The organism is Pseudomonas sp. FSO-7, from assembly GCF_059579345.1.
The window spans coordinates 5,814,795-5,827,420 of the sequence record NZ_CM184193.1 but is presented as its reverse complement, the minus strand read 5'-3'; the positions used below and the strand labels follow the sequence as shown (position 1 = coordinate 5,827,420).

Annotated in this window: 10 protein-coding genes; 1 reads left to right on the top strand and 9 read right to left on the bottom strand. The window is 61.8% G+C overall.

Annotation, left to right across the window (positions count from 1 at the left end; genetic code table 11):
- Nucleotides 1-393: 393 nt before the first annotated feature.
- From AC515T_RS25550 to exaC, 9 genes are all read right to left on the bottom strand, one after another.
- Nucleotides 394-1,125, bottom strand: coding sequence for a LexA family transcriptional regulator (locus AC515T_RS25550; protein WP_496530481.1), 732 nt, complete (start codon nucleotides 1,123-1,125; stop codon nucleotides 394-396).
- A gap of 194 nt (nucleotides 1,126-1,319) precedes the next feature.
- A complete protein-coding gene (gene ppa, locus AC515T_RS25545) occupies nucleotides 1,320-1,847 on the bottom strand; it encodes an inorganic diphosphatase (protein ID WP_123448269.1) in 528 nt (175 codons plus the stop codon).
- Between the two features lie 111 nt (nucleotides 1,848-1,958).
- The gene (locus AC515T_RS25540; protein WP_496530480.1) at nucleotides 1,959-2,771 is read right to left on the bottom strand and encodes a M90 family metallopeptidase; all 813 of its coding nucleotides are present in this window, start codon (nucleotides 2,769-2,771) and stop codon (nucleotides 1,959-1,961) included.
- Between the two features lie 5 nt (nucleotides 2,772-2,776).
- Nucleotides 2,777-3,433 carry a DedA family protein gene (locus AC515T_RS25535; RefSeq protein ID WP_496530479.1) on the bottom strand — a complete coding sequence of 219 codons (657 nt, stop codon included), beginning with the start codon at nucleotides 3,431-3,433 and terminating at the stop codon, nucleotides 2,777-2,779.
- A 589-nt stretch (nucleotides 3,434-4,022) separates the two neighbouring features.
- On the bottom strand, nucleotides 4,023-4,484 hold the full coding sequence (locus AC515T_RS25530) for a GNAT family N-acetyltransferase (protein ID WP_496530478.1): 462 nt from the start codon (nucleotides 4,482-4,484) through the stop codon (nucleotides 4,023-4,025).
- A gap of 107 nt (nucleotides 4,485-4,591) precedes the next feature.
- The gene (eutC, locus tag AC515T_RS25525; protein WP_496530477.1) at nucleotides 4,592-5,416 is read right to left on the bottom strand and encodes an ethanolamine ammonia-lyase subunit EutC; all 825 of its coding nucleotides are present in this window, start codon (nucleotides 5,414-5,416) and stop codon (nucleotides 4,592-4,594) included.
- A gap of 27 nt (nucleotides 5,417-5,443) precedes the next feature.
- Entirely contained in the window at nucleotides 5,444-6,838 is a 1,395-nt protein-coding gene (locus AC515T_RS25520; protein ID WP_496530476.1) for an ethanolamine ammonia-lyase subunit EutB, read from the bottom strand.
- Between the two features lie 57 nt (nucleotides 6,839-6,895).
- Nucleotides 6,896-8,344, bottom strand: a complete 1,449-nt coding sequence (gene eat / locus AC515T_RS25515; RefSeq protein WP_496530475.1) for an ethanolamine permease — start codon at nucleotides 8,342-8,344, stop codon at nucleotides 6,896-6,898.
- 264 nt (nucleotides 8,345-8,608) lie between these two features.
- A complete protein-coding gene (exaC, locus tag AC515T_RS25510; protein WP_496530474.1) occupies nucleotides 8,609-10,129 on the bottom strand; it encodes an acetaldehyde dehydrogenase ExaC in 1,521 nt (506 codons plus the stop codon).
- 475 nt (nucleotides 10,130-10,604) lie between these two features.
- On the opposite strand from exaC, the gene AC515T_RS25505 reads away from it, so the two are divergent.
- Entirely contained in the window at nucleotides 10,605-12,509 is a 1,905-nt protein-coding gene (locus AC515T_RS25505) for a sigma-54-dependent Fis family transcriptional regulator (protein ID WP_496530473.1), read from the top strand.
- Nucleotides 12,510-12,626 lie beyond the last annotated feature (117 nt).

Genomic DNA, 12,626 nt, shown 5'->3' with positions numbered 1-12,626 from the left:
GGGACAAGGGTTATGGGATTAAAGCTCACACATTAAAAAGCCGGCTTATGGCCGGCTTCTCGTTGACTAACTCAGTTCGTTTTTGACAAACCTCACCAGCCTTCAAAACGTACATCCGGCTCTTGCGGCCGGCTGTGGGACTTGGTCAGAAAGTGATCTGCCTTGTCGGTGCGAGGCGTGGGCTCGCAAATGTGGGGCGGAGGATACGCGGGTTTGCTTCAGAATCCCAGTGGTAAGTGGTATGGAATCATTGGGTTAGGGGGATTCAGGGGGAAAGCAGGGGGCTGCTGCGCAGCCCAGCGGGAGCAAGCTCCCTCGCCACAAAAGCTTCTGCCACAGCTTTTGCCACAGCTCCTGCCACAATTCCCGCCACGGTTTCTGGTCTTGGGTGGTTTAGTCGAACACCGGCGGTCTCCGTTTGTTGAGGGTGGACCACCAGAACACCCAGCCGATTACCCGGATGTGTTGCGCGTCGATCTGTTCGGCGCTGAAGACTTCGTCAGGATACGCAGCACAGTTATGACTACGCAGGCGTAGCCGATTACCGGGAATACGGTGCAGGTATTTGATGCGCAGCATCCCGTCGTGTTCAAGCGCATAGATATGGCCGTCGACGATTTGGGTCAGGCCGCGGTCGATGGCGAGGGTGGAGCCGTCTTCGATGCGTTCGGCCATGCTGTCGCCGACCATGGTGATGCAGAAGGCGTCGCCGGGGTCGATTTCCAGGGATTCGAGGTGGCTGCGGGGCAGGCGGATGGATTGGTCGGGGATTTCGACGATGTGGGTTTTGGTTTCGCCGGGGGCGATGGGGACTTCCTTGTAGAAAGGCAGTTCGATGTCCGTGGGTTCCACCACGCTGTAGACGCCGTCGTTTTCGGCCGCCTCGTAGGTGGTGCCGGGGCCGAGGCCCAATGGGGTTTGGGGGCCTTCGCCGTGGGCGAGCCACTCCGGGCTGACGGTCAGCAGGCTGGCGATGGAGTGGATGCGCCCGGGCGGGATGCCACGGTTGAACCAGTTGTTCACGTGTTGGGATTTCACGCCGTATAACTTCGCGAAGTCGGCGGATCGGATATTCGCTTCTTTTAGAAGGGCTCGGAAGCGGTCGCCACTGGAAAGTATTTTCATAAACGGAAAGTTTAGGGGCGACTGTGTTTTCGGCAATAAACAAGTCGTGCAAATATATAAGACGATCTTTCCGTTTGCAGGATTTGAAAGGCGCGGGCTAAACGTGCTTAAACGGTGTTAATACAACTACGTATTAGCAATCATTAAGGCATAAAAAAACCCCGGGGCAAACCGGGGTTCTTTTCAAGTTTGTATCAGCCTTTGTAGGCGGCAACCGACTTGGTGATCGCTTCGCGGGCGGCGTCTGCACCGGCCCAGCCTTCGATCTTGACCCACTTGCCTTTTTCGAGATCTTTGTAGTTCGCGAAGAAGTGTTCGATCTGCTGGATCAGCAGCGGTGGCAGGTCGGTGTATTCCTTCACGTCGACGTACAGTTGCGACAGTTTGTCGTGTGGCACTGCGATGACTTTGGCATCGCCGCCGCCGTCGTCGGTCATGTTCAGGATGCCGACTGGACGGGCGCGGATGACCGAGCCTGGGGCCACTGGGTATGGGGTCACGACCAGCACGTCGAGGGGGTCGCCGTCGTCGGCCAGGGTGTTGGGGATGAAACCGTAGTTGGCCGGGTAGAACATGGGGGTGGCCATGAAACGGTCAACGAACAGGCAGTCGCTGTCCTTGTCGATTTCGTATTTGATCGGGGCGTGGTTGGCCGGGATTTCGATCGCGACGTAGATGTCGTTCGGCAGGTCTTTGCCAGCCGGAATCTTGCTGTAGCTCATTGGGCGGTGCCCCCGTTAGTTGACCAAATGACTGGTCGGATTGACCAAAAAGTGGCGGCGATTATAGGCATATTCGGCCGCTGTTGCCACGTTAGCAGGGTCTTAGAGACCTTAGTATGACGCCTGATAGACCGGATCTTCGGCCTGAAGTTGCCGCAGCCGGGCCAAAGGATCCTGGCGGTAGAACGCCTTGAGCTGTTCGTAGACCTTGGGATAGGCCTGGTGCAGCAGGTCTGGGGCGCTGAAGAAGTATTCGCTGGTGACGGCGAAGAATTCCGCCGGGTTTTCGGCGGCGTAGGGGTCGATGACGGTTTCTGCGTCCGGGTTGTTGTCCAGTTGCCGGTTGAGGTCGTCGAAGGCTTGTTGCATGGCGTCGGCCCAGTCCTGGACGCGCATGTCGGCGTGCAGCGGTGGCAGGCCGTTGGCGTCGCCGTTGAGCATGTCGAGTTTGTGCGCCAGTTCGTGGATCACCAGGTTGTAGCCGTCCCAGCCGCCGCTGGCCATCACGCCGTCCCAGGCCAGGATGATCGGGCCTTGGGGCCAGGCTTCGCCGCTGTGTTCGCCGTCCCATTCGTGCTCGATGCCGCTGGCGTCACGGTAGCGTTGGGGGCTGAGGAAGTCGTCGGGGTAGAGGACGATTTCGTGGAAGCCCTGGTACCAGTTCAAATCGCCGAGGTGCATCAGCGGCAATTGCGCCTGGGCGGCGAGCAGCAGGCGTTGTTCCTGGTGCAGTTCGACGCCGGGCAGGGCGGTGAGGTGTTTATCGTGCAGGAACAGTACGCAGGCTTCCCGTAGCCATTGGTCCTCGGCGGCGCTGATGCCGTCGAGGAAGCTCAACTGATGACGCACCCGCCGCCAGGTGTCCTCGGCCACGGGGTGTTTGGCGAGGGTGCGTCGGCGGCGCCAGTTGCTCAGGGACCACATAGCGATCAGCGCGTTTCGGCTTTCGAGGCGCGCTGGCTCATTTTACTGCGCACCAGGCTGATGATCATCGGCAACAGCGACAGCAGGATGATGCCAACGACCAGCAGCGACAGGTTCTGCTTGATGAAGGGCACGTTGCCGAAGAAGTAGCCGAGGGTCACCAGGCCGCCGACCCACAGGACGGTGCCGAGGACGCTAAAGCCGAAGAAGCGCAGGTAGTTCATTTTGCCCACGCCGGCGACGAAGGGGGCGAAGGTGCGGATGATCGGCAGGAAGCGCGCCAGGGTCACGGTTTTGCCGCCGTGTTTGGCGTAGAAGTCGTGGGTTTGCTGCAGGTAGTCGCGGCGGAAGATTTTCGAGTTGGGGTTGCTGAAGAGTTTTTCGCCGGCGGTGCGGCCGATGAGGTAGTTGGTGCTGTCGCCGAGGATGGCCGCGAGCATCAGCAGGCCGCCCAGCAGGACGGGGTCCATGGCGCCACCGGCGGCGACGGCGCCGGCGATGAACAGCAGCGAGTCGCCTGGGAGGAAGGGCATCACCACCAGGCCGGTTTCACAGAAGATCACCAGGAACAGGATGGCGTAGACCCATGTGCCGTAGTTGGTCACCAGCATGTCGAGGTAGACGTCGAGATGCAGAATGAGGTCGAGGGGGTTGAAATCCATGCATAGCACCTGTGGTGGTGGCCCGACTCGGCAGGCTTGTGGGTCTGGCTTTGAGTATGGCTACAGAATGTGTAGCTTTTTCTTACAAGCTGGGAAGAGCGGCATTATACGGCGGGGCAGGGGAAGTGCGGGGGGAGTTTGTAGCTGGGGATTTCTGAGGGGCTGGTTGGATGAGGCCTCGGCTCGGACCGATTTTGTGGCGAGGGAGCTTGCTCCCGCTGGAGCGCGAAGCGGTCCCCCCAAAAGCTGACTCGGTGAACCTGGCGTACCGCGTGCTCAGGTTTTGGGGCTGCTGCGCAGCCCAGCGGGAGCAAGCTCCCTCGCCACGGGGTGTGGTGTCAGTGGAGTTTGTTTGTGGAGCGGGATTCTGTGGCGAGGGGATTTATCCCCGCTGGAGCGCGGAGCGGTCCTCCCAAGAAGCTGACTCGGTCCGTCTGGTGTACCGCGTGCTCAGGTTTTGGGGCTGCTGCGCAGCCCAGCGGGAGCAAGCTCCCTCGCCACGGGGTGTGGTGTCAGTGGAGTTTGTTTGTGGAGCGGGACTCTGTGGCGAGGGGGCACTCAGCCACAGCGTTTTCCCCGCCACAGTGGGTCAGAGTTCTTCGCTGATCGGCAGCACGTAGTTCTTGAACTCGGTGTCTTCCTTGAAGCCAATCGACTCGTAGGTTTTCTGCGCGACTTCGTTGTTGCTGCTGGTGGAGACGCGCATGCGCACGGCGTTGGTTTCCTTGGCCATTTTTTTCGCGGTGCGGATCAGGTTGTCGGCCACCAGTTGGCGGCGGGCGTCTTCGGCGACGTAGATGTCGTTGAGGATCCATACGCGCTTGAGGGACAGGGATGAGTAGCTCGGGTAGAGCTGGCAGAACCCCAGCAGCCGGTTGTCATCGTCATCGGGCAAGGCCAGGTAGATCACCGATTCCTTGCGGCGCAGGCGTTTTTCGAGGAAGGCTCGCGACGAATCCGGGTAGGGCAGTGAGCCGTAGAATTCCCGATACTTGACGAACAATGGGGTCAGCAGGTCCAGGTGTTCCAGAGTTGCTTGGATAATCCGCATGGTAGGTCTCGTCTGCAAAGGTCGACAGATACTCAGACAACAATGTCGCGCTGCCGTGCTTTTGATGCTGCCTGAAAGCGGATCAAAAACGCAATCGGATAAACGGATCAGCTTTGGGGCGGCATCAGTAGGAAATTACCTTTCATATCGGCAGCACTTTCCGAATCCAGAGTTTGAACCTGGGCTTCGTCCTTCAGATTGACCCCCGAGAGCTGACGGCGACAGGCCTCGCGCATCAGGTAGATCAGGCGATGGGCCGCCATGCCGTAGCTCAAGCCTTCGAGGCGGACATTGGAGATGCAGTTGCGATAGGCGTCGGTCAGGCCGACCTTGGGCGCGTAGGTGAAATACAGCCCGAGGCTGTCGGGGGAGCTGAGGCCGGGGCGTTCGCCGATCAGGATCACCGACATTTTCGCGCCGAGCCGCTGCGCCACTTCATCGGCTACCGCGACCCGGCCTTGTTCCACCAGGATCACCGGCGACACCGACCAGCCGTCAGCGGCGGTCTGTTCTTCCAGGCGCGCCAGGAACGGCAGGGTATGACGATGCACCGCCAGCGCCGACAGACCATCAGCCACGACGATGGCCAGGTCCACGCCGCCGGGATGGGCCGCTGCGTAGTCCTCCAGGATTTGTGCGGAGGCCTCGTCGAGCCGTCGGCCCAGGTCCGGGCGCTGTAGATAGCTGTGGCGGTCAGCGGCGGCACTGTGGAGCAGCAGGCTTTCGCGGCCGCGCTCAGTCAGTTGTGCGCGAATGCCTTGATGATCGAACGCCAGGTGCACCGCATCGCGGGCCTGGGCGTGGGCGTATTGGAAGTCCAGTTGCGCCTGGGTCGGCAGGCTGGTGCCGGTGCGGCCCAGGGCGATGCGCGCCGGGGTGAGGGTACGCAGGTTCAGCCAAGGGTTTTGTGGATCTACAGGTTTTTTATCCATGGGCAGTTCTCTCATCCCAAATGCGGCTTATCCCAAATGAGCTAATGCGTGACGAAACGCCGGGGGCAGGTTGTCGCCGAACCGCACCCGGCCATCGGCCTGGGTGAAGATGCCCATGTTCGCCAGCCAGGTCTCGAATTCCGGCGCCGGCTTCAGGCCCAGGGTCTGGCGGGCGTAGAGGGCGTCGTGGAACGAGGTGGTCTGGTAGTTGAGCATGATGTCATCGGAGCCGGGGATGCCCATGATGAAGTTGATCCCGGCCACGCCCAGCAGGGTCAGCAGGGTGTCCATGTCGTCCTGGTCGGCTTCGGCGTGGTTGGTGTAGCAGATGTCGCAACCCATCGGCACGCCCAGCAACTTGCCGCAGAAGTGGTCTTCGAGGCCGGCGCGGATGATTTGTTTGCCGTTGTACAGGTACTCCGGGCCGATGAAGCCTACAACCGTGTTCACCAAGAATGGCTTGAAATGCCGTGCCACGGCGTAGGCCCGGGTTTCGCAGGTCTGTTGATCGACGCCGTGGTGGGCGTTGGCCGACAGCGCGCTGCCCTGGCCGGTTTCGAAATACATCAGGTTGTTGCCGAGGGTGCCGCGATTCAGGCTGAGCCCGGCGTCGTAGCCTTCCTGCAAGACATTGAGGTTGATGCCGAAACTGGCGTTGGCCGCTTCGGTGCCGGCGATGGATTGGAACACCAGGTCCAAGGGCACGCCGCGGTTCGCCGCTTCGATGGAGGTGGTGACGTGGGTCAGCACGCAGCCTTGGGTGGGAATATCGTAGCGCTGGATGATGGCGTCGAGCATTTCCAGCATGGCGCAGATCGAGGCTGTGCTGTCGGTGGCCGGGTTGATGCCGATCATGGCGTCGCCGTTGCCGTAGAGCAGGCCGTCGAGGATGCTCGCCGCGATGCCGGCGGGTTCATCGGTGGGATGGTTGGGCTGCAGGCGGGTGGACAGTCTGCCGCGCAGGCCGAGGGTGCCGCGGAATTTGGTGACCACGCGGATTTTCTGAGCCACCAATACCAAGTCCTGCACGCGCATGATCTTCGACACGGCGGCGACCATTTCCGGCGTCAGGCCGGGGGCCAGGGCCCGCAGGCTCTGTTCATCGGCGGCGTCGCTGAGCAGCCAGTCGCGAAAGCCGCCGACCGTGAGGTGGCTGACAACGGCAAAAGCCTGTTTATCGTGAGTGTCGACGATCAGCCGGGTGACCTCATCGGCCTCGTAGGGAATCAGCACTTCTTGCAGGAAATGGCTGAGGGGCAGGTCGGCCAAAGCCATTTGCGCGGCGACCCGCTCGCCATCGTTGAGCGCGGCGATCTCGGCCAGGAAATCCCCGGAACGCGCCGGGCTGGCCTTGGCCATCAGGTCTTTGAGGCTGTCAAAACGGTAGGTCTGGGCGCCGACCGTGTGTGCAAAACTGGCCATACAGGTTCTCCGTGACGGCGCCGCTGGGCGGCGCCGTGGTTTTCGGCACGTTACGGCTTAGTGCAAGGCTTCTTCGGCTTTTTGAATGGCCGCGAATTCCTCTTCGGGGGTGCCTGCGACCAAGTGATGCCGACTGTAGAAAGCAAAGTAAGCAATTAACACTCCATAGATGATCGCGGCGCCGATGACCACCCGTGGGTCCACCAAAAAGCCCGCCACTACGGCGATGCACGCCAGCACCAGGGCCACGCCCGAGGTGAAGATGCCGCCCGGCGTGCGGTACGGCCGGTCCATTTTGGGGCGACGGATGCGCAGGGTGATGTGCGCGGCCATCATCAGCACGTAGGAAATGGTCGCACCGAACACCGCCACCAGAATCAGCAGGTCGCCCTGGCCGGTCAAGGACAAGCCGAAACCGATGATGCCGGGAATGACCAGCGCCAGGACCGGCGCTTTGCTTTTATTGGTTTCCGAGAGTTTGCGCGGCAGGTAGCCGGCGCGGGACAAGGCAAAGATCTGCCGCGAGTAGGCGTAGATGATCGAGAAGAAACTGGCGATCAAACCGGCCAGGCCGACGAGGTTGACGAAGTGGCCCATCCAGGTCGAGCCGCCGTAGGCCTTGGCCAGGGCTTCCACCAGCGGGTTGCCCGAGGCCATCAGCGCGTTGGAACCCGCGCCGCCCGGGCCGATCACCAGGATCAGCAGGGCGAAGGCCACCAGTACCAACATGGCGCCGATCAGGCCGCGTGGCAGGTCGCGCTTGGGGTTCTTGGTTTCTTCAGCGGCCAGGGGCACGCCTTCCACGGCGAGGAAAAACCAGATCGCATAAGGAATGGCCGCCCAGACGCCGACGTAGCCGAAGGGCAGGAACGAACTGGCCCCGGCGGCCTCGGTAACGGGGATGTCCAGCAGGTTGGCGACGTTGAAGTGCGGCACCATCGCTACCAGGAAAACCCCCAGCGCCAGGGCGGCGACGGCGGTGATGATGAACATCAGCTTGAGGGCTTCACCCACGCCGAAAATATGGATGGCGATGAAGATGATGTAGAACGCCAGGTAGATCATCCAGCCGCCAATGCCGAACAACGATTGGCAATAGGAGCCGATGAACACGGCAATCGCCGCCGGGGCGATGGCGTACTCGATGAGGATCGCCGTGCCCGTGAGAAATCCGCCCCAGGGCCCGAATGCGCTGCGGGCAAAGCCGTAGCCGCCGCCCGCGGTAGGGATCATCGAGGACAGCTCGGCCAGGGAAAAGCACATGCACAGGTACATCGCGGCCATCAGCAGGGTAGCGAGGAACATCCCGCCCCAGCCGCCCTGGGCCAGGCCGAAGTTCCAGCCGGCGTAGTCACCGGAAATGACATAGGCCACGCCCAGGCCCACCAGCAGGACCCAGCCTGCCGCGCCTTTTTTCAGTTCGCGTTGTTGGAAATATTCGGAGCCGACTTTTTCGAAGTCGACCGAGGACGTTGCCGGTTGCGGGTTTGCATGATCGCTTGGCATAAGGGTTTACCTGTTTTTATTGTTTTTTTGTCTAGCCTGATCGCCGGATTAGCGCAGTACCCCTGTGGGAGCGGGCTTGCTCGCGAAGGCGGCGGCACCTTGAGCAACTATGTGACTGACACCGCTTTCGCGAGCAGGCTCGCTCCCACAGTGGATCTGCTTCAACCCTGAAGGAGAGTTATCCACAGATCCTTGTGGGAGCGAGCCTGCTCGCGATAGCGATCTAAAGGGGCGAAGCAGAACCACCTGCCTCACCCCAATGCCTTAGAAGAACCCCAACGGATTGATGTCGTAGCTCACCAGCAGGTTCTTGGTCTGCTGGTAATGATCGAGCATCATCTTGTGGGTCTCACGGCCCACGCCGGACTTCTTGTAGCCACCGAACGCGGCATGGGCCGGGTACAGGTGGTAGCAGTTGGTCCACACACGACCGGCCTTGATCGCCCGGCCCATGCGGTAGGCGCGGTTGATGTCGCGGGTCCACAGGCCGGCGCCAAGGCCGAACTCGGTGTCGTTGGCGATCGCCAGGGCTTCGGCTTCGTCCTTGAAGGTGGTGATGCTCACCACTGGGCCGAAGATTTCTTCCTGGAACACGCGCATTTTGTTGGTGCCCTTGAGCAGGGTTGGCTGGATGTAATACCCGGTCGCCAGGTTGCCCTCGAGTTTTTCCACCCGGCCGCCGGTCAGCAGCTCGGCGCCTTCGCCCTTGGCGATTTCCAGGTACGACAGGATCTTGTCGAATTGCTGCTCGGACGCCTGGGCGCCGACCATGGTGTCGGTGTCCAGCGGGTCGCCGCGTTTGATCTGCAGGACTTTGTTCATCACAACCTTCATGAACTCGTCATAGATCGACTCCTGCACCAGGGCGCGGGAGGGGCAGGTGCAGACTTCGCCCTGGTTGAAGAACGCCAGCACCAGGCCTTCGGCGGCTTTCTCGATGAAGCTCGGCTCGGCCTGCATGATGTCTTCGAAGAAGATGTTCGGCGACTTGCCGCCCAGTTCCACGGTGGACGGGATGATGTTCTCGGCGGCGCATTTCATGATGTGCGAGCCGACAGGGGTGGAGCCGGTGAAGGCGATCTTGGCGATGCGCTTGCTGGTGGCGAGGGCTTCACCGGCTTCCTTGCCAAAACCTTGCACCACGTTCAGCACGCCGGGCGGCAGCAGGTCGCCGATCAGTTCCATGAGCACGCAGATGCCCAGTGGGGTTTGCTCGGCCGGCTTGAGCACCACGCAGTTACCGGCGGCCAGGGCCGGGGCGAGTTTCCAGGCGGCCATCAGCAGCGGGAAGTTCCACGGGATGATCTGCCCGACCACGCCCAGCGGTTCATGGATGTGGTAGGCCACGGTGTTGCCGTCGATCTCGGCAGCCGCGCCTTCCTGGGCCCGCAGGCAACCGGCGAAGTAGCGGAAGTGGTCGGCGGCCAGGGGGATGTCGGCGTTGAGGGTTTCGCGCACGGCCTTGCCGTTGTCCCAGGATTCGGTGATCGCCAGCACTTCGAGGTTGGCTTCGATGCGGTCGGCGATTTTCAGCAGGATCAGCGAACGGGCTTGGGCCGAAGTGGCGCCCCAGGCATCCGCGGCAGCGTGGGCGGCGTCCAGGGCTTTTTCGATGTCTTCGGCCGTGGAGCGCGGGAATTCGGCAATGGGCTGGCCATTGACCGGGGAAGTATTGGTGAAGTACTGACCTTTGACAGGCGCGACGAACTCGCCGCCGATGTAGTTACCGTATTTGCTCTTGAACGAAACGATAGCGCCTTCAGTACCGGGGTGAGCGTAACGCATGATGAGTTCTCCTTGGCTTTTGTGCTTATTAGGGAGCCGCGCAAATACGCGCTGGTACTTAAGCCTAGAGCAAAGGTCGGGCCATTGCCTTGCAGGGCCCGGAAATCAACACTTTAGGAGGAGAGGGTCGGACAAACGGAGGGGGGGTGTGACGCTTGCGATACAGCGGGTGTGACAGTTTGTGCCAGATGCGAGACAGTCTGTGACTGACAGGTCGCGCCAGCATTGCAAAGGGGGTTGGGCTGGAGGATGCTGGGCGCTGATGATCAGGCCATGGACAAGAACGCTTTTGTGGCGAGGGAGCTTGCTCCCGCTGGGCTGCGCAGCAGCCCCAAGCTTTTTTCACTCTGAAATGGGAGGCGACTGCTACGCAGTCGAGCGGGAGCAAGCTCCCTCGCCACAGGGTTCAGTGTTCACAGTTGGATATTCACCAGTTGCTCCAGTGAGGCAGGTCCTTCGGGGAGAACAATAAGAAATGCACAGCAACCATTTGAGTCGCCATGCCCAGCAAGTCCTGACAGTCACCCAGGGCAAGGCCCATTTGCAGGGGCCTGGCAGCGATCCCTCGATTGCCCGTTCCTGGCTGCGCTGCCTCGAGGACTATCACCTCGACCCGGCCCAGAACCTGGCGCCGACGGTGCTTGAACATGGCCGGGTGCTGGAGAGCCGCGAGCGCTTGCAACAGGTGCTGCACATCGCCGGCAATGAAATGACCAGCCTGCACCAGCAACTCTCCGGCGCCGGCCACGCGGTGCTGCTGACCGACGCCCGGGGCGTGATCCTCAACTGCGTCACCGCTCCCAGCGAGCGGAAGATTTTCGAGCGGGCCGGCCTCTGGCTCGGCGCCGACTGGAGCGAAGCCTGCGAAGGCACCAACGGCATCGGCACTTGCCTGGTGGAACGCCAGGCCCTGACCATCCACCAGGAAGAACACTTTCGTGGCCGTCACACCGGCCTGACCTGCTCGGCCAGCCCGGTGTTCGACCCCCAGGGCGAATTGCTGGCGGTGCTCGATGTCTCTTCGGCCCGGCCGGACGTGTCGCGCCAGAGCCAGTTCCACACCATGGCCCTGGTCAATCTCTCGGCGAAGATGATCGAGAGCTGCTATTTCCTGCGTTGCTTCGACAATCAATGGCTGCTGCGCTTCCACTTGCAGGCCGAGTCCGTGGGACTGTTCAGCGAAGGACTCATGGCGTTCGACGGCGAAGGACGGATCTGCGCGGTCAACCAGAGCGCGCTCAACCTCTTGGGGCATATCCGTGGCGGCTTGCTCGGCCAGCGGGTCGAGGACTTTTTCGACTGCTCACTGGACGAATTGCTGGGCCGGGCCAGTGCCCAAGCCAGCGCCAGTTGGCCGCTGCGCACCCGTGACGGCCGGCATTTGTTCGCCGTGTTGCGTGGGCAGCCGCGCAGCGTGCCGGTGCCGGTCGCGCCGCTGCTCAAGGCCATCGAGCCCGCCCGCCTGCCGGGGATCTGCCTGGGGGATGCGGCGTTGCAGGAGCATTTTCGCAAGGCGCTGCGGGTGTTCGAGCGTGATGTGCCGCTGCTGATCCACGGCGAAACCGGCTCCGGCAAGGAGGCGTTCGCCAAGGCCGTGCACCACGCCAGCCAGCGCGCCGGCAAGCACTTCGTCGCCCTCAACTGCGCAGCCATCCCGGAAAGCCTGATCGAGAGCGAGCTGTTCGGTTATCGCGGCGGCAGCTTCACCGGTGCGCGCAAGGAAGGCATGCGCGGCAAACTGCAACAGGCCGACGGCGGCACGCTGTTCCTCGATGAAATCGGCGACATGCCCCTGGCTTTGCAGACCCGTTTGCTACGGGTGCTGGAGGATCGCCAAGTGGTGCCCATCGGCGGCGAGCCCGAGGCGGTGAACGTGCGCATCATCAGCGCCACCCACCGGCAGTTGCTCGACCGGGTGCGGGACGGCAGTTTCCGTGAGGATTTGTACTACCGGCTCAATGGCCTGGAAATCCCGCTGCCGGCGTTGCGCGAGCGCAGTGACAAGTCGCAGTTGCTGGATTTCCTGTTGGCTGAAGAGAGCGGTGCCGAGACGGTGGCCATCGACGAACCGGCGCGCCAGGCGTTGCTGGGCTTTGATTGGCCGGGCAATGTGCGGCAACTGCGCAATGTGCTGCGGACCCTCGCCGCGTTGTGCGACGGCGGGCGGATCGGGTTGGAGGATTTGCCGGCGATGATTCGCCAGCGCCCGGTTGCCGTGGTTGAGGCGGTGGCGGAACGGCCGCTGGAAGATGCCGAGCGTGTGGCGTTGCTCGATGCCCTGGAGCGCCAGCGCTGGCACATGACTCACACCGCCGAACAACTGGGGATCAGCCGCAATACCCTTTACCGGAAGCTGCGCAAGCACGCGATTGCTCGCTGAGCCACTGATCATTGATCTGCTGACTGCTGACTGCTGACTGCTGACTGCTGACTGCTGATTGCTGATTGCTGTTGTGGCGAGGGAGCTTGCTCCCGCTCGACTGCGCAGCAGTCACCT